The 18,234-nt window shown below is 48.9% G+C and carries 12 protein-coding genes and 1 pseudogene; 7 read left to right on the top strand and 6 right to left on the bottom strand.

All coding sequences use genetic code 11. The annotated features are described in order from the left end of the window. Window positions 1-14 precede the first annotated feature (14 nt). Window positions 15-968, bottom strand: coding sequence for an SDR family oxidoreductase (locus KDW_RS04385; protein WP_151754838.1), 954 nt, complete (start codon window positions 966-968; stop codon window positions 15-17). A gap of 216 nt (window positions 969-1,184) precedes the next feature. On the opposite strand from KDW_RS04385, the gene KDW_RS04380 reads away from it, so the two are divergent. Beyond that, window positions 1,185-2,516: a putative glycoside hydrolase gene (locus KDW_RS04380; protein ID WP_162004938.1), complete on the top strand. Its 1,332-nt coding sequence runs from the start codon at window positions 1,185-1,187 to the stop codon at window positions 2,514-2,516. 479 nt (window positions 2,517-2,995) lie between these two features. Here the strand turns inward: KDW_RS04380 and KDW_RS04375 are convergent, their stop codons facing one another. Further along, window positions 2,996-3,703 (bottom strand): hypothetical protein, encoded by a 708-nt coding sequence (locus KDW_RS04375; RefSeq protein ID WP_151754836.1) that lies wholly within the window; start codon window positions 3,701-3,703, stop codon window positions 2,996-2,998. Further along, the gene (locus KDW_RS04370; RefSeq protein WP_151754835.1) at window positions 3,613-4,311 is read right to left on the bottom strand and encodes a protein kinase family protein; all 699 of its coding nucleotides are present in this window, start codon (window positions 4,309-4,311) and stop codon (window positions 3,613-3,615) included. Before KDW_RS04370 ends, KDW_RS04375 begins: the two co-directional genes overlap by 91 nt. Window positions 4,312-4,737: 426 nt before the next feature. On the opposite strand from KDW_RS04370, the gene KDW_RS04365 reads away from it, so the two are divergent. The 4 genes from KDW_RS04365 (at window position 4,738) to KDW_RS04350 (ending at window position 9,368) form a co-directional block, all read left to right on the top strand. After that, complete coding sequence (locus tag KDW_RS04365; protein WP_151754834.1) at window positions 4,738-5,391, top strand: LON peptidase substrate-binding domain-containing protein; 654 nt, start codon at window positions 4,738-4,740, stop codon at window positions 5,389-5,391. Between the two features lie 39 nt (window positions 5,392-5,430). Further along, window positions 5,431-5,787 (top strand): hypothetical protein, encoded by a 357-nt coding sequence (locus KDW_RS04360; protein WP_151754833.1) that lies wholly within the window; start codon window positions 5,431-5,433, stop codon window positions 5,785-5,787. Window positions 5,788-5,904: 117 nt separating this feature from the next. Continuing rightward, on the top strand, window positions 5,905-7,896 hold the full coding sequence (locus tag KDW_RS04355) for an aldo/keto reductase (protein ID WP_151754832.1): 1,992 nt from the start codon (window positions 5,905-5,907) through the stop codon (window positions 7,894-7,896). Between the two features lie 221 nt (window positions 7,897-8,117). Continuing rightward, a complete protein-coding gene (locus tag KDW_RS04350; protein ID WP_233097610.1) occupies window positions 8,118-9,368 on the top strand; it encodes an MFS transporter in 1,251 nt (416 codons plus the stop codon). Between the two features lie 75 nt (window positions 9,369-9,443). Here KDW_RS04350 and fusA read toward each other — a convergent pair whose 3' ends face one another. Beyond that, on the bottom strand, window positions 9,444-11,504 hold the full coding sequence (fusA, locus tag KDW_RS04345; protein WP_151754831.1) for an elongation factor G: 2,061 nt from the start codon (window positions 11,502-11,504) through the stop codon (window positions 9,444-9,446). A 723-nt stretch (window positions 11,505-12,227) separates the two neighbouring features. Between fusA and glyA the strand changes: the two genes are divergently transcribed. Further along, window positions 12,228-13,523 (top strand): serine hydroxymethyltransferase, encoded by a 1,296-nt coding sequence (gene glyA, locus KDW_RS04340; RefSeq protein WP_151754830.1) that lies wholly within the window; start codon window positions 12,228-12,230, stop codon window positions 13,521-13,523. Between the two features lie 292 nt (window positions 13,524-13,815). Continuing rightward, window positions 13,816-15,546 carry a serine/threonine protein kinase gene (locus KDW_RS04335; RefSeq protein WP_151754829.1) on the top strand — a complete coding sequence of 577 codons (1,731 nt, stop codon included), beginning with the start codon at window positions 13,816-13,818 and terminating at the stop codon, window positions 15,544-15,546. A 100-nt stretch (window positions 15,547-15,646) separates the two neighbouring features. Here the strand turns inward: KDW_RS04335 and ligA are convergent. Beyond that, a pseudogene (gene ligA, locus KDW_RS04330) lies at window positions 15,647-17,733 on the bottom strand (NAD-dependent DNA ligase LigA). A gap of 56 nt (window positions 17,734-17,789) precedes the next feature. Continuing rightward, the gene (locus KDW_RS04320) at window positions 17,790-18,077 is read right to left on the bottom strand and encodes a putative quinol monooxygenase (protein WP_151754826.1); all 288 of its coding nucleotides are present in this window, start codon (window positions 18,075-18,077) and stop codon (window positions 17,790-17,792) included. Window positions 18,078-18,234: the final 157 nt, after the last annotated feature.

The raw sequence follows: 18,234 nt of genomic DNA, 5'->3' as shown, positions 1-18,234 counted from the left end.
TTCAGGTGTTGTATTCAGACAATGCCCACACGCAGAGCTTCTAACGTTCGGGCTAATCCTTCTGGAAACTTGATGGCAGGATCATAGCCGAGCAGACGCTGTGCTTTGCTGATATCGGCCAGACTGTCTCGAACGTCACCAGGACGAGGATCTCGATAATCGATGTTGACGCTCGTCTCCAGTAGCTCTCCCGCGATGTGTAACACTTCATTAAGCGAGATACGTTCGCCGCATCCTACATTCATAGCCTGTCCAATAGCATCAGTGGCTGAGGCTGCTTTGATATTGGCCTGTACCACATTGGCTACAAAGGTAAAGTCGCGCGTCTGCTCTCCATCCCCGAACACAATTGGTTGTTCTTTAGTGAGCAGGGCCGTCAGAAAGCGTGGAATAACAGCTGCATACTCGGATTTGGGATCCTGGCGTGGTCCAAAAACGTTGAAATAGCGTAGCGCGACGGTCTCCAGGCCATAGATGTCGGTAAAGACTGCACAGAGAAGTTCCCCGGCCAGTTTATGTACTGCATACGGTGACATGGGAGCTGTTGGCATCCCTTCATGCTTGGGCAGCGTGGGCGTATTGCCATAAACAGATGAAGAGCTGGCAAACACCACGCGGCGCGCCTGAGCATCCCGGGCGGCGACCAGCACATTCTGGGTTCCATTGACATTTACTTCTAACGAACTGACTGGATCAGCAATTGAGCGAGGAACAGATGCCAGGGCTGCTTGATGAAAGATGACCTCAACCCCTTCGGCTGCCTGTTTGACTGTAGTAAGATCACGGATATCCCCACGAATAATTTCCACGGTACCAGCAAGCCCTTCAAACGCTTGTAAATTGCTCTCACGACCCGTCGAAAAATTATCCAGAATACGTACATTTTCACCTTGCTGTAGCAGGGTGGCTGTAATATGTGAACCAATGAAGCCCGCTCCACCTGTCACAAGATAACGTGTTGAACTCATACTCTGTTTGTGCTACTAGTACTTTCTCCTGCCAGGAAAAAGTCAGTGCACTTCCCCTTTCTTACAAATCGAGCTTAAACAATTCCCACATTGCCAGATATCTACCCAAATCAGGTAATATTGCTTATTTATTGCTATGCTATACTTTTGTTTTGTAAACTTGAATGCTGGCATTGGATGAATATTGTTATGATGAATAGTATAGAGGAAGCCTTTATGTTAAGACATCCACGTATTAAACGATCTGTACTTCTATTTCTAGCCCTGATTTTAGTCTTTTCGTTGAGCGGATGTACTTTTTTGCCGGCATCTCCTGGCAATCTTTCACAGCAGGGTACTCCTGAGCCTGTTGGTATCCAGGTGCCTGTATGTCGCCTGGCTCAATGTACGAATTTTAATCCTGTCAAAGGTACCCGGCCTTTTGTTGATACCAGCGAAAATATTCATTCTGTACTGGTTTTTGACTATCGCGTCCAGGATCCAGCTGCAATCGCCAACGACTATGATTTCGTCTGGGGTGCTCGACAAGAGAATCTGCCCCTGTATCGTCAGGTCAACCCCAAACTTGTTTTAAGCTATTACATGACGATTCATCGCGATGATGGCACCTTTACTGAAACCGATTTAGGGAGCCAGGGACGGCTGGATTACTGGAAACAGGTGCATCCCGATTGGATTCTCTATAAATGTGATCACACGACACCAGCTTTGCAGTATACCGATAAAAACATTCCCTTTGACATCACCAATCCTGAGGTGGTGAAGTGGCAAATGGAAACCTACGTTCAACCGGCCAGCGAAGCCGGTTATGATGCCCTGGCTGTTGACAACATTGATATGGAAAATATCTTTGGTGCCTGTGGCCATTTTGATAAGCATGGACAATGGGTACAACTCTATACAGGTCAAAACACAGATGTCCACTGGCAGACAGATCAGGCCAACTGGGTTGTGCATATGCAGACAGAGTTGCATGCCTTGCCTCATCCTTTGTTATTAATTGGTAACTTTAGTACTGGAGCGGTGACAATTAATGCTCCGGCTTCCAAGACTGTATTAGATCATGTTGATGGTGTGCTGGATGAGAGCGGCTTTACCCATTTTGGCAATCACGTTCTCGGTGGTAGTGACTGGTTGCATATGGTGCAATATATCGGTGCTGTTCAGGCAAAGAATAAGCCATTCTTTGTTGTCAATCAGGTGCAAAAAAAGCTAGATGCAGCCGATACACAATGGATTTATGCCTCCTATTTAATGGCCAATCAACGGCTCGCGATGGTGAATATTTCAGGTTATAAAGCGTATGGTTACTCCAAGCAGTTTCCTGAATTACACGCCCATATTGGTACTGCCAAAGGTGACATGTATGAATCGCAGTATGTTTATTGGCGTGATTTTACTGATGGCGAAGTCGTGGCGAATCCAACGAATTCTGCTGCTCAGATTACCACTCCTGGCTCTGCTGCTTATGTTGATCCATATGGCAAGAGTCTTGAACATAGCTTTACGTTGCCAGCCATGTCGGCCCGCATCTTACTCAAAGTTTAGACCACTATTCTGTTGCTGATAGTGAGATGCGATCGGCAACATGAGTCATCCCAGATTTTAGGGATGAGCTTGTGAAAGAAGCGAGCATTTCTCCTCAAGAAGTGGAGAAATGCTCGCTTCAGTTCTCTCCAAGAAAAGCGGTTGATGAAGTGCTTCTTGCTGGTGATCTCCTTCTCCTAGAAAACCAACGGGAGAAAAGAGAACAGAACGAAGACGTGTTCACACCAAGAGCATCACCTCGGTTTCCAGCGAGAAAACAGGCATCCATGTTTTGTGTGCGATCGCTCCATATGCTGGTTGCGATCGTTGTGCTGGATGAACACCGGTCACACGCCCCCGCGGTCAGGCAGTCCTGGCCATGGAATGGTTCAGCGGTGGTGCAGGCTCAACGCCTCATCAGAGCATGGTCACCGAGACCGTTGGCTGGCCTCGGCCCGACAGGGACTCCCAGTGCGGAGGCACACTTTGCCACAGCCGGCTCAGCGCCATGCGCATCCGCGCAAAGGGAGCATGAGCCTGTCGGCAATGGCGACCCGTTCGATGACAGTAGCGGCGCAGCAGCCAGCGGCGCAAGAGCGTGTAAAACGGCGCCAGCAAGGTGAGCAGAAATGCGTACGCCAGTGCTGCCAGCAGCAAGAGTTTTTCCCGTGGTTCCCACTCCCACACACGGGGCTTTGGAAGGCCAACTCACTTTTGTTCTCTTTCCAGGTTAATTCGATTTGCCAGCGACGGGCATACGCAAACATGATCCTCCAAGCATCGTCCGCATTGGCGATCGGCTCAGCGGTGAGCAGATACCAAGGGAGGCCACCTTTGCGTCGGGCTACCACCAACCACAATGGTTGTTCACGATGGTCTGGGTGCGTAACGGGCAAAGCGAGAATGCTGGCCATGACCCACTGGTGACGACGGCAATCCCAGACCAGACGTTGTTGCCATCCCCGTTTGCCACGTGCGATTTTCCAGGCAGCGCGCCGTTGGCCTTGTTCATCCACCAGCTGATAGTCTTTTTTCCAACGCAATACAAAACGAAGCGAGAAGGCCACGAGCAAACCAAGCCAGAAACTGCTGGCGAAGCCTTGGTCAAAGACATGCATCACCTCGCGCCCCCAGAGCAGAACTCCTTGCAGCAACAGCTTGGCTTGCTCATCGCGTTTGAAGGAGGCACGCGCCCGCGGCTGGTCCACCAGCGCATGCAGGCCAACGCTGGAGGGTCAGCCGACTGGTCGCAGCCCACCAGGACTACCGCTAGCCAATGAAGGCCAGGCACAAAAATGGGGCCACGAGGCGGGGTGTAGTAGCCCTTCTTCACATGGGTAAGTCGAGCCGCCTTACTGGAGCGCACCGGACCAAGATCGTCAGAAGCGATACTTTCCGGCTTCTCCCAAGCGCTCTCATCCCAGAGCGCCAGCGCATCCATTCCAGCCTGTTTCCACGTCGCCAAACGTTGGGTGGCTCGATGCCAGAGATAGGATCGGATCAGCTCGGCAGACCATTTGGAACAATGCAACAGACGCGAAAGGCGCTTGGTGCCAGCTGGGGCTTTGTCTGGCGTGTCGAGATAGCCACCCATTTCTGAGAGGAGCAAGCCATTCACTCGATCACGGAAAGTCAAAATCACCACCACGGTTTGCAACAACGTTCGCACGAGCCGCTTATCAATGCGGGTATCGACTTCGATGAGCAAGGGTGCAAGAAACTGAGCAAGACTCCCATACAATCCCTGGGCCATCTTGTCTGGAGGATATGGTGGAACTTGTGGCTCCTCAAGCCGTGTGAGATACTGAGAAGACATGAAAAACACCTCCTGGATTGACTGAATATTCGTTACTTTCTTCAGTCTCTCTCGGGAGGTGTCTTTTTACAAGCCCGACCTTAAAATTCGGGATGACTCATGTTTGTGTCTGGTTGTCACCTATATGACTTCTGCTGATTTACGTAATGCTCTGTGCACATTTGTATGCCGCGTATTTTGCTTCAGTTGCGTGAAATGCGCTTGCAAAAGTACCAAAACATAAGGTACAGTGTAAAGGTCATAGTAAGTATAATAGATGGGGTTACCAGGCTTTTTGTATGTTGTCTGCTTAATTTGCCTCATAACCTATCCCTGAAGGCGTCTCAAGAGAGGATGGCTACTGTGTACAGGGGACAGCATAATTTTGATGCACTATCTGTGCAGGGCCGAGAAGGTAATGGTTCTTAACAATGGAGGGTGTTTGATATGTCTGCAGCCGCGATTGAATTGCCTTTATTCCCATTGAATGTGGTTCTTTTCCCTGGAACTGTTTTGCCGTTACACATCTTTGAGCCACGCTATCGTCAAATGGTGGCAGATTGCCAGGCAGAAGATAAACCATTCGGGGTGGTTCTGGTGAAGGCCGGCAGTACATTTATGCATGAAGAAGCCTGTGAAGTTGGTACGCTGGCCGAAATTCATAATCTACACCAACTCGAAGATGGTGGTTATGATCTGATGGCAGTAGGGATCAGACGCTTTCGTATTGTCAGTCAACATCGCGAGAAATCGTATCTATCCGCTCTGGTCGAGCCCTATGAAGATAAGCATGCGTCAGAGGAACAATTGACCGGGGTGGTACAGCAGGTGCGTAGCTTGTTTGAAACCTATCTGAATATGCTCCTCAATGCTCCTCAAGAGAACGATATTCATGCGAATCTGCCCGAAGCGCCAGAGGATCTCTCGCACTTCATTGCCTATTTTCTAGAAATAGAAGATAGTAAGAAGCAGCATTATCTGGAACTGACCTCAACCTACCAGCGTCTGACTGAAGAAATCACTGTGTTGCGTCGTGAGGTACCATTTTTGCGTCAGTTACTCTTTAACCGACCCGATGATGACCTTACTATGCTAAACTAAAAGTCAATACTACTTTTGAAAGCGAGAATAAATAGAAGCATGACCGAGTACCACACGTTTCGGCAACAACTAGATGCCGTTTTGCGCACATTGGATGTTGAAAAGGTTCGGCAATTTCTGGTCGAGCAAGGCCACTGGGATGAAGGGGCACCCGCGGATCCCGAATTTGCTATGTGGATGATGATTGCTGGTAGCCTGACGACGAAAGATCTCCATCCTCAGGCTAAAGAGTGGTTAGTCACTCATGGCCACAGTACTGAGGCTCAAGCTGTATTTGCTAAAGGTCCCTCTTCTCCTCGGAAAGGACCCCAGGGGAATCGAGGGAAAAATGGTGGCAGTGGAGCACCGCGTTCAGCACCAAACAAAAAATCCTCACGTTCACAGCAGCAAAAATAGCGTCTCTTTTGAGCTTGATACTATTTGACGCGCTCGTTGATTTCATGATATAACCTCCAAAATAAGCTAAAAGCTGAAAAATGTCGTCGGATTGCACATGATTATTGGAGGATTATCATGACTCAAACGCTACGTTGGGGTATCCTTGGTACAGGACGCATTGCGGGCGTGTTTGCCCGGGGGCTGGAACATTCAAAAACAGGTACGCTCCTGGCTGTGGGCAGTCGTACTCAGAAGTCTGCTGACCGCTTTGGTGCTACCTGGAACGTCTCGCGCTGTTATGGTAGTTATGAAGATTTACTGGCCGATAGCGATGTGCAAGCCATCTATATTTCAACTCCTCATCCGCTGCATGCCGAGTGGGCAATCAAAGCCGCAGAAGCAGGTAAACATATTTTATGCGAGAAACCCATCGCGCTCAACCATGCTGATGCCATGGCTATCATCGAAGCGGCCCGGCGCCACGATATCTTTTTGATGGAAGCTTTTATGTATCGTACACATCCGCAAATGGCTAAACTCATTGAGTTGATTGAGGCAGGTACAATCGGCGAGGTACGTGTCATACAGGCTGCATTTGGGTTTCGCTCCAACTACGATCCCGAGAGTCGTCTGTTCAGGAGTGATTTAGGTGGTGGCGGTATCTTAGATGTGGGTTGTTATTGTGCCTCTCTGGCTCGTCTGGTTGCCGGGGTCGCTACAGGTAAGCCTTTTGCAGATCCAACGCAGGTAACGGCCACCGGCTATATTGGTGAAGTCAGTCATGTAGATGAATATACCGTTGCCTCTCTGGCCTTCCCTGGTGGGATCGTCGCGCAGTTGCTGACTGGCATCCAGGTTACTCCAGACAACGAAGTCCGTATTTACGGAACCGCAGGCTCCATTACCATACCGGTCCCCTGGAATCCTGGCGCAGGACAAACCACCCGACTTATTGTGAAGCGCGATGGCGAAGCTACCGAATATACCTTTGAGACAGAGGACTTATATGGAATCGAGGCTGATACTGTGGCGGCCCATATTGAGGATCGCCAATCGCCAACCATGAACTGGGAAGATACGCTGGGTAATATGCGTACGGTAGATCAGTGGCGGGCTGCTATCAGTCTGACCTATCCAACTGAGCAAGCAGAGGGTCCAGATCAACATCTTCCAGTGCACAAACGTCCATTAGCAGTACGCTCGCAGACAATCATGAAATATGGCTCTATTGCAGGAATAGAAAAACCTGTCTCGCGTCTGGTGATGGGGGTCGATAATCAGACGAACTGGCCGCATGCTTCAGTCATGTTTGATGATTTCTTTGAGCAAGGAGGAAATTGTTTCGATAGCGCTTATATCTATGGTGGTGGTCAGTGTGAGAAGATATTGGGACAATGGATTAAGCAGCGCGGTATTCGTGAGCAGGTGGTCATTCTGGATAAAGGCGCGCACACACCTCATTGTAATCCTCAGGCGCTGAGTTCCCAGTTTATGCAGAGTTTGGAGCGCTTACAGACTGACTATGTTGATGTCTACATGATGCATCGTGATAATACAGATATTCCGGTCGGCGAGTTCATCACGGTCCTGAATGAACACAAAAACGCTGGTCGGATGCACGCCTTTGGGGCTTCCAACTGGTCGCTGGAGCGTTTGCAGGAAGCCAACGACTGGGCGGCTGAACATGGTCTGGTTGGTTTCTCTGCTCTAAGCAATAACCTTAGTCTGGCCCGCATGATTGATCCTGTCTGGGCTGGCTGTATTGCCGCTTCTGATCCAGCGTTTCGCGCCTGGCTGGAAAAGACCCAATTACCAATCATGCCCTGGTCAAGTCAGGCCCGGGGCTTCTTTACCGGTCGGACTCGTCCTGATGATCACTCGGATTCAGAGTTGGTTCGCTGCTGGTATAGTCAGGACAACTTCCAGCGTCTGGAGCGCGTGAATGAACTGGCTCATAAGCGGGGTGTCTTACCCATTACAGTCGCCCTGGCCTATGTCTTAAATCAGCCATTTCCAACCTTTCCCCTGATTGGTCCGCGGCAACTCTCGGAGACTCGGACCTCGCTACCGGCTTTAACACTGGATCTTTCTCCTGAAGAAGTTCGCTGGTTGAATCTTGAAGCATAATCGCTCATAGCAGCCCAGTGATGGCTCATATAGGCAGCGGCGCATAGCTAGGTTATGAACTATGCGCCGCCTTTTTGTTGTTTCTTCTCACCAGTTGCTTCAGCAAGTGGCTGATGATATCTTTGTGCTATATCACTGCCTGGTTGCAATAAAATAGGTCCTTTTTTTTGTTTTAGAGAAATGGATGGATATGGTATGGAATAGTTGGAAGGACGAGTTGATTGAATAAAGAATGTATCGATATAGTAGAACCTATAGATGTAGTTGAAGAGCAGCGCAAGGAGCCTGCCGCATTAGATAAACGCCTGGTTTTTATTATGGCGATTGCCTGTGCTCTTTCCGTGGCCAATCTCTATTATATACAGCCATTATTAGCAATTATGGGGCAAGAGTTTGCAGTCTCGGCCAATCAAATGGGTTTTATCGCAACGATGGGACAAATCGGTTATGCCTGTGGCTTATTATTTATAATTCCTCTAGGAGATAAATATAATCAGCGCAAATTGATTGTAGGTATGTTGATTGCTGTTACGCTGGCATTAGTCTTTATGGCCAGTGCGCCATCGATTATGCTGATAACGGTGGCAAGTTTTCTGGTGGGTGTGGCCACGGTGGTGCCGCAACTGATTATTCCTTACGCCGCTAGCCTGGCTTCTGCTCGGGAGCGTGGGCAGGTAGTAGGAACAGTGATGAGCGGTTTATTGATTGGTATTTTACTGGCACGAACTATCAGCGGTCTGGTGGCGGCCCATTCAGGTTGGCGTGCGATGTATTGGATTGCGGCAGCTATGATGGTAGTACTGGCAATCTTGATGCGCTTTTTACTACCGAGTGACAAGGCTAAGAAGGGCGATATGAGCTATCCACGCCTGCTGAGCTCACTGTGGGGATTGGTACGAGAAGAGCCTGTGCTGCGAGAAGTGATGCTGTTCGGGGCTATGGCCTTTGCCGCCTTTAGCGCGTTCTGGGTTGCGCTCTCGTTTTTACTGGCAACACCGCCGTATCATTTTGGGAGTGAGGTCGCAGGCTTATTTGGTCTGGTTGGGGTTGCCGGGGCGCTAGCGGCATCCTTTGTTGGAAAATTTGCGGATCGGCGTGATCCCCGGGCTGCCAATGGTCTGGCGCTAGTCATCGTCTTGCTGGCTTTTGTGTGTATGTGGTTGACCGGCCAATGGTTGTTTGGCTTGATTATCGGTACGATATTACTGGACCTTGGCACGCAGGCCAACCAGATTTCAAGTCAGGCGCGTATCTATAGCATGCGGCCAGAGGCACGTAATCGCCTGAATACGGCCTATATGTTTTTCTACTTCGTTGGAGGATCGTTAGGATCATTGCTGGGTACGCTAGGTTGGAGTCTGGCTCGCTGGAATGGCGTCTGTGCGGTTGCTTCATTGATGCTCTTGATTGCTCTGGGCTTTTACGCCTTAAATACGCGCAAAATGAGAATGTATCTACAAAGCCGCACATAAGATCAAAAAAATAGAAATTTTACAGGACGCCTTCCACCACTGGAAGGCGTCCTGTCTGGCTATAAAGGTAGGTTCTTATTTGTGGGCTGCTTCTTCTTGTTTTTTACGCTCGCTAATAATATTCTCCTGGACATTGGCAGGAACTTCGGCATATTGTGCGAATTCCATACTAAATGAGCCGCGTCCCTGGGTGATTGAGCGCAGATCGGTTGCATAGTGGAGCATTTCAGCCTGTGGAACAGCGGCCGTGATACGCTGCCCCCCATTTTCCAGCGATTCCATGCCCATCACATGTCCACGTTTGGTATTAATATCACTCATAACATCACCCATATTCTGCTCGGGCACTTCAATTATCACATTCATGATTGGCTCTAACAGAACTGGATTAGCCTGGGGGACGGCTTCTTGCATGCCCAGTGAGGCCGCCACCTCAAAGGATTGGGCCGAAGAATCTACTGGATGATATTTGCCATCGACAAGTGCCACCTTGACATAGAGCATTGGGTGTCCAGAAATGAAACCGCGCTTCAGTGACTCACGAACCCCTTTCTCGACACCAGGAATAAATTGTCCAGGCACCACGCCGCCGACAATCTTGTCCTCAAAGACAAAGGTTTTATCGCTATCGCGTGGCAATGGCTCGATCTCCAGCCAGACATCTCCAAATTGTCCATGTCCACCACTCTGACGTTTATGGCGACCATTGGCGCGCGCTTTTTTACGAATAGTTTCGCGATACGAGATGCGCTGGTCGTGGGTTAATAGATCCACTGCGTATTTGCGCTTGATGCCTTCAACAACGATCTGGATATGTGTCTCGCCCATACCTGAAAGCAGCATCTCAGCGGTTTCAGGATCACGTGAGACACGAATGGTGCGATCTTCTTCTACAATGCGGGCTAATGCATTGCTCATCTTGTCCAGATCAGCCTGACTACGTGGCACAATCGCTACTGTGTAGCACGGCTGTGGGAGATTAATCTCATCTAGCGGAGCTGTAGCCTCTTTGCTATTAGTCAGCGTATCACCTGTATGACTGTTTGAAAGTTTGGCGACCGCACCGAAATCTCCAGTTGATATCTCTGTCGCGGGTTCCTGAGTTTTTCCATGTTGAATGACCAGCTGGCTCATACGCTCATCGGTGCTTGATTGCATATTGTTGAGATGCATATCTGATTTGAGCGAGCCGCTAAAAACGCGGAAGGAAGAGATGGTTCCTACCTGCGCGGCCGCGGTCTTAAAGATAAAAGCAGAGACCGAGTCGCCAAAGGTTTTTGTATCCTCAGCTACGGCATCCAATGGACTGGGCATATAATCCACAATGGTGTCCAGGAGGGTCTGGATACCAATATTTTTGTTGGCTGAACTGCATAGAACCGGAATAATACCGCCTGTACAGGTAGCTTTTTTAATTACTGAGAGTACTTCTTCATTGCTCAGTGTCTCGCCATCCAAAAAACGTTCCATAATGGCATCGTCGCTCTCGACGGCGGCCTCAACTAATTGTTCGCGATAGCTTGCTACACTGTCTTTTAATTCAGAGGGAATCGGAACTTCCTGTACTTTGTTGCCCCCTTCAAAAGTATAGCCCTTACACGTTGCCAGATCGATCACACCTCTAAAGTTGGCTTGTTCCCCAATGGGAAGTTGGAGTGCGACAACTTTTGGACCGAACTGATTGCGTAAGGATTCCAGGGCTTGTTCAAAGGACGTGTTTTCGCGATCTAACTTATTTACGAGGACGATCCGGGGGAGATTACGTTCATCGGCAAAATGCCAGGTGAGCTCGGTGCCTACTTCCACCCCTCTTTCTGCTGTTACCACTACGAGAGCAGCATCCGCGACACGCAGGCCAGCTTTTACCTCACCAACGAAGTCGGGATAACCAGGGGTGTCGATAAAATTGATTTTATGATCTCTCCACTCAACTGGTAAGACTTTGACCTGCAACGACATGCGTCGTTTCAGTTCTTCAGGATCATAGTCAACGATGGAGGTGCCCTCATCCACTCTACCCTGCCGTGTGACTGCACCAGTGTCAAACAAGGCAGCATCCACAAGGGAAGTTTTGCCAGCTCCAACATGAGAAATGAGCGCTACATTGCGAATGTGTTCCGCCTGATAAACCTTCATAAAACCCAATCCTCCTGAGTTTCTACGCAATAGCGGTCTGAATCAGACTAACGTGGGGAGGTCTGTTAGAGACCACCAGTGCGGCCATGCGAATGGCTGTTTGCGGTCCAGAGAAAAGTTGTGTACTCCTCTCTTCTCATTTCGTAGGTGTAGACCTAGTATATCAAAATTATGCAACATGTTCAACCGTACACTAATGCATAATATTTTGCTATATCAGGCCTCAATGTATGTTTTTTTATGTTCAATTATTGTGCTACTTATTCTATGGGCGTTGGCAATAAACCTGATTTAGCTGCTGTAACGGTAGTGAATCCTCTATTTTTACAATAGTAATTTTTTCTGTATGTATATAATGTGTCTGTCTGGATTTACCTGTGGCAATCCAGAAAATGAGTATCAGCTTGAAAGACTATGTGTAGTGTGAATAGAGGAGAGAGAATGCGAGATCTTCCAGGTTATATAAATATAATCGACCATGGTATATGGATATTTAGCCACTGGCAGCATTCTTAAAATTGTTTGCTTGAGGATGATATCCATCACGGCCTGCCATTTCTTATAGTGTTAAAATATAATCCGAAATAGTATTGTCGTGTAAACCATTGCTCCAGCGCAAAGTAGAGCAATAAGGATAGAGAGTTTTGACGGCATTTTCTGGCAATAACGTGTGCTATACTGAAGGCATATTTGTTCGATGTGGTTAGCAGAAGGGAGTTCACGATGACAGTTGATATACATGACATTGAAGCGCTTATTGAGCAGCAAGATACATGGCGCCAGCGACAGGCAATAAACCTGATTGCCAGTGAAAATACGCCAAGTGAGGCTGTACGGCGTGTCCAGACTTCCGATTTTATGGGACGTTACGCGGAAGGACACCCCAATGATGGGGAACATGTGAACCGTTACTATCAGGGCACACGCTATATCGACCAGATAGAGCGGATGGCGGAGCAAGAATTGCTGGCATTGTTTGGAGCCAAACAGGCAGATGTGCGTCCAATCAGTGGTAACGCCGCCAACACAGCCCTGGCTCTGAGCATCTTACGTGGTGGAGATACGGTGATTGCCAACTCGACCGATGCCGGGGGCCATATCAGCCACGGAGCGGTTGGTGTCTTTGGACGCCGCATCCAGAACCGTGGCCAATCCCTTAAAATTGGTAGCGAGCAGGCGATTAACCTGCACTATCTGCCACTGACCGAGGATCGCTACCATGTGGATGCGCAGAAGACGATCGAGCTGGTTGATCAGCTTAATCCGCAGCTGGTGATCCTTGGCAAAAGTCTGTTCTTGTTTCCAGAGCCGGTCTCAGAGATAGCCGCTTTCTGTAAAACAAAGAATATTCCAGTCCTCTATGATGGGGCTCATGTGCTCGGTCTGGTTGCGGGTGGACAGTTTCAATCTCCATTGCAAGAGGGTGCAACCTGGATGACTGGAAGCACACACAAAACGTTTCCAGGACCCCAGCGCGGCGTTATTCTCTCCAACCTGACCGATGCTGCCGCCATCAAGAAATACTGGCAGCCAGCCGATCGCGGCGTTTTCCCCGGTTCATCCAGCAATCATCATCTGCATACGTTACCTGCTTTGCTGGTAGCGACACGTGAAATGCAACGCTATGGTCGTGAGTATGCAGCCCAGATTGTCCGCAATGCTCAGGCGCTTGGACGTAGCCTGGACGAGTCAGGTACGCCCGTTGAGGCGCGGGAATTTGGTTATACGCAGAGCCATATGATCGCGGTTAACGTGGCTCAATGGGGGAGTGGCGTTGATGTGGCGAAGCGGTTGGAGGATAGCGACATTATCGTTAACTATAATATGTTGCCAGGTGATACCGATCCTCGTAATCCCTCGGGCTTGCGCATTGGTGTATCAGAGATGACGCGATTCGGTATGGATGAGCGGGCGATGGGAGAGCTGGCACAACTTCTTCACGATGCGGTGCGTGGTAAAAATGTCAAAGAACAGGTAAACACTTTACGTGGACGCTATGTAGAAATGCGCTACGTCTAACTTTGTGGCGTATAGATCAGCAACAGTACTGATCTATACGCCATAGGTTTATTTATGCCCGGACTCGATACATTTTTATTCACTGTCTCGTTAATAAATAGCAGAGAAGCTTATATTTTACAATCTGTCATGTGTACCTATCGCAAAAATAGTCTTTGTTATGCCTGTCTATGAAAGATCAGCAAATAGAGGGTTTATAGAACGTATATGTCTAATGATAGTGGTGTGCAGCCCCACATAATGAATCCATCTCAGCTTGAGACAATAGAAGAATGGAAATGGATATCTTTTCATGGAAAGTAATGATCATCTCATCGGGAAACAGCTTGGTACCTGTGTCCTTGAGCGCCTGGTTGGTTCAGGTGGAATGGGGATGGTCTATCTTGCTCATCAGACGCGTCCTGTACGCGATGTTGCAGTAAAGGTTTTAAGATCAGGTGCAGGCATCTATACTGAAGCGCATCAGGAATTTCTTGCGCGCTTCCGTCGTGAGGCCAATGTGATTGCTCAGCTTGATCATGTGAACATTCTGCCTGTTTATGAATATGCTGAGCAAGATGGATTAGCCTATCTCGTGATGCCTTACCTGGCAGGTGGGAGCTTGCGTACTGTGCTTGAGGGAAAAGGACGACTCTCGCCTCTTGAGGCCTTTAAATATATTGAGCAAGCTGGTTCCGCCCTGCAATATGCGCATGAGCATAAGATTGTGCATCGTGATATCAAGCCAGGTAATATGCTTTTTCATGCTGATGGACGCCTGGTGCTGGTTGATTTTGGTATTGCCCGCATCACGCGGGATAAAACTGTCAGTGATCTTTCAGATCCATCATTGACGGCGGTTGGACAGTTTCTGGGTTCAGCGGATTATATGGCGCCCGAGATGGTGCAGGGTGCGAAGGTTGACTATCGCGCAGATATCTATGAGCTAGGTATTGTACTCTTTCAGATGCTGGCTGGCCGGGTTCCATTTCAAGGTGGCTCAGCGCTTTTTATTGCCGCGATGCACATCAACGAACGTCCCGTCTCGCTAACGAGCTTAGATCCTATGATTTCGCCAGCTCTGGATGCAGTGGTACAGAAAGCTCTTGCAAAAGAGCCAGCTGCCCGTTATCAATCCGTACGTGAGATGGTTGATGCGCTGCGCCAGGCGCTGGGCATATCAAACTCTCTGGCACAGGGATTTTATGCGGAACCTACTGCTAGCCCTTCTCATCCGATTTCTTCACCAGGTCTTTCTTATCCACAGAACGTGGGCTATCCTGCTTCCCCCCCGCCACCGGTTGAAGTTGCTCAGAGGACAGCCTCTGCGCAGCAGATGCCATATAGCTATCCACCTGCTCCTGTTACTCCGCAGCAACATACTTCATCGCCAGCCCAATATGCTGCGCAGTCCCATTACCAGACAGGAACAGAGGTAGATACCGCTCTGGTGCCTTATCTGCATCAATCTTCGCCGCCCAAAAGACACACCTCAGTCTGGTTAGGATGGGGCTTGACCCTCTTTGTGCTGCTGGTCCTTTGTTTCGTCGGGTTTATTTTTGGTCCCCATCTGATGGAAAGCGTTTTTGACCACCCGGCGACGCCTGTTGTGGTTACCACTCCAAAACCAGCAGAGCCTACGGCTGCGCCAACTCAAGCACCGACCCCTGAGCCAACTGCGACCGCTACCCCACCTCCTGTGCTTACTATGGATAGTGCCAATGCGTTTGTGCAAAGCTATTTTGATGACATCAACCATTCCAATTACCAGGGAGCTTATACACACTGGAATAAAGAATATCAAAATCAACATCCTTTTGCGTCATTCGCGGATGGATATAAACATACCAAGCAGGATGGTGTTACTATTAATAGTGTTTCTCCGGGGAGTGACAACACTATTAAAGTAAATGTCTCTATTGTAACAACCGAGGTTGATGATAGCGGTATGACCCTCTACAAAAACTATACCGGTACCTATGTTGTCGGCCAGGATGAGGACGGAATCCATTTTCTGCCTTCTTCCCGTTTGCTACCAGTCTGATAATGCTGGGAAGAAAAATACGTAGCAGAAAGGAGGTTGTGAGGCGAGCGCGCTCGCCTCACAACCTCCTCTTAGTAAAAGAAATGGTTATAAAGATGGATCAGTCTTCGTTGTGTTGTTTGAGCAAATCGACCAGCCATTCTTCATTGTGAATGGGCACACCAACCTTCTGGGCTTTGGCTAATTTAGAACCAGGATCCTCACCAACGATCAGATGACTGAGTGTTTTACTGACACCGGTCGCGATTCTTCCACCCAGGCGTGTAATGGCTTCTTCCGCAGCGGAACGTGTCATCGCCTCTAACCGACCGGTGACCAGAAATGTTTGACCTGTGAGTGGTCCGGTATTTTCTACCTTCTCTTCTGCAAGTGTCAGACCCGCCGCACGTAGCCTTTCAATCAGCGCCAGGTTGTCTGTATCCTGTAGCCAGTTATAGACGCTTTGACCGATCTCAGGGCCAACCCCGGGCACTTTAATGATCTCCTCGGCACTGGCCTGTGCCAGGGCATCGATATCGCCAAAAGCAGTGGCCAGTAACTGGGCAGATTTCTCGCCGATATAGCGGATATTTAAGCCAAATAAGACACGCCAGAAGGGTCGTTCTTTACTGGCCTCAATCGCGGCCAGCATATTATCCGCACTCTTCTTTTTGATGCCTCCCAGTGCCAGAAGTTGCTCTTCCGTCAGTTGATAGAAGTCTGACAGACTTTTAATATAGCCTGCGTTGACAAGTTGCGCCGCCATCTTCTCGCCGATGGTTTCCATGTCCATTGCGCCCTTAGAAACAAAGTGAATGACACTTTGCAGAATGCGTTCTGGACACTCTTTATTGGGGCAATAGGCCATAGCTTGATCGGGAATGCGAATTATTGGAGTCTGACAGAACGGACACTGTTCCGGTAAACGATAAACCTCTTCTGTTCCGGTGCGTCGTTCGAGCACAGGTTTTACCACCTGCGGGATGACCTCACCTGCGCGTTGGACCAGGACCCAATCGCCGATACGTAAATCTTTGCGCTGGATGTCACCTTCATTGTGCAGCGAGGCACGTGATACGGTGACGCCACGAATGTTGATAGGTTCGAGGACCGCCCAGGGATTAAGTGAGCCGGTGCGACCAACGTTGACACGGATGTCCAGTAGTCTGGTTGCGACCTGGATAGGTGGATATTTAAAAGCGATGGCCCAGCGTGGATCCCGTGCTACCGTACCCAATTCTTCCTGGTGCGCCAGATCATTGATTTTAATGACCACTCCATCGATCTCATAGGGTAAGTTAAAGCGTTCTTTTTCCCATTTATTGCAGTAGGCCATCACATCCTCGAGCGTGTCAGCCCTTTGTATATGGGGATTGACAGGAAAGCCCCATTCCCGCAATAACTCCAGGGTTTCCCAATGGCTATTGATGCGCATCCCCTCAACGTAGCCAATTTGATAACCAAAAAAGCTTAAGTTGCGGGTGGAGGTGATACGAGGATCTTTTTGTCGTAGTGAACCTGCGGCGGCATTACGTGGATTGGCAAACAGGCGATCATCGCTCATCTCTTCATTGAGTTGCTCAAAGCTCTTGATGGGCATATAGATTTCGCCACGTACCTCTACTTTGGAGGGTGTATTGTTGCCCCGGAGTTTTGGGGGATGGTACGGATGCTACGTACATTCGGTGTCCAATCCTCGCCAACCATCCCGTCTCCGCGTGAAGCGCCAATCTGCAAGCGTCCTTTGGCATACGTTAAAGCCATGGCCAGGCCATCGATTTTTAGCTCGCAAACATAACTAAAGGTCGCATCCGGTAGAATGTTTTGTGCCCGTTTATGCCAATCCCGTAATTCTTGTTCGCTGCGTGCATTGGCCAGGCTTAACATCGGTAAGGGATGTCGATGTTGAGGAACATCCTGAACGGGACCAGTGCCGACACGTTGGGTTGGCGATTCGGGCGATTGTAGTTCAGGATGCTCACGCTCAATGCGCTGTAACTCGATCATCAACTGATCGTACTCTGCATCAGTGAGCACGGGATTATCATTAATGAAATATTGATAATTTGCTTCTTCAATCTGATGCCGTAACTTTTCTACATGCGCTTCTAGTTTTTCTTCCTCACTACCCTCTTCCTGATTTGACAATGAAGGTGCCGTACTTGTTACCGACTCACGCTCTTTTTGCCCCTCATGGACATCTGACATACTACTTACTCCTACCAAAAATGTATTGTTTTATCTTTTCTCTTAATCTATTCTTTTTAGTAAGCCTGATAATGGAAAACTTCCGGGTTGCTTTCAAACATGCCATTAATAGCCTCTCTCCATTGGGTGAAGAGCGGGCCATTGCGGAAATCCTCGGTATGCGCCTCAAGTGATGACCAGACAACGGTTAACATATAGCGTCCAGGTCTTTCAACACAGCGTGTTGCATTGGCTGAAATGCACTCTGGATGCTGACGAATAAACTCCAGTCCCTGAATAATGCCCTGGCCGAGCTCTTCTTCTTTGCCTGAAAGCGCAATAAAAATAGCAACTTCGGTAACCATAGTAAAACTCCTTACTTGATACATGATGAAGTAGATAGCGTGCTACAGATAGATCCACTTCTTTCTGAAGAAGCGTATTCAGCAGGCGGCTGCAAGCGTCCTGGTTGTTAAATGTATCCTATCATGATCAATAAGATCATGTCCATTATAAGTATTG

Source organism: Dictyobacter vulcani, from assembly GCF_008974265.1.
Lineage (GTDB): Bacteria > Chloroflexota > Ktedonobacteria > Ktedonobacterales > Ktedonobacteraceae > Dictyobacter > Dictyobacter vulcani.
Note: the sequence above shows the minus strand (reverse complement) of the source record. Positions and strands in the feature narration are given on the sequence as shown.

Coding starts and splice junctions, on each gene's coding strand:
- KDW_RS04380 (WP_162004938.1), top strand. CDS start 1,185: ATGTTAAGACATCCACGTATTAAACGATCTGTACTTCTATTTCTAGCC.
- KDW_RS04385 (WP_151754838.1), bottom strand. CDS start 968: ATGAGTTCAACACGTTATCTTGTGACAGGTGGAGCGGGCTTCATTGGT.
- KDW_RS04365 (WP_151754834.1), top strand. CDS start 4,738: ATGTCTGCAGCCGCGATTGAATTGCCTTTATTCCCATTGAATGTGGTT.
- KDW_RS04335 (WP_151754829.1), top strand. CDS start 13,816: ATGGAAAGTAATGATCATCTCATCGGGAAACAGCTTGGTACCTGTGTC.
- KDW_RS04320 (WP_151754826.1), bottom strand. CDS start 18,077: ATGGTTACCGAAGTTGCTATTTTTATTGCGCTTTCAGGCAAAGAAGAA.
- KDW_RS04355 (WP_151754832.1), top strand. CDS start 5,905: ATGACTCAAACGCTACGTTGGGGTATCCTTGGTACAGGACGCATTGCG.
- glyA (WP_151754830.1), top strand. CDS start 12,228: ATGACAGTTGATATACATGACATTGAAGCGCTTATTGAGCAGCAAGAT.
- KDW_RS04370 (WP_151754835.1), bottom strand. CDS start 4,311: ATGTCTTCTCAGTATCTCACACGGCTTGAGGAGCCACAAGTTCCACCA.
- fusA (WP_151754831.1), bottom strand. CDS start 11,504: ATGAAGGTTTATCAGGCGGAACACATTCGCAATGTAGCGCTCATTTCT.
- KDW_RS04360 (WP_151754833.1), top strand. CDS start 5,431: ATGACCGAGTACCACACGTTTCGGCAACAACTAGATGCCGTTTTGCGC.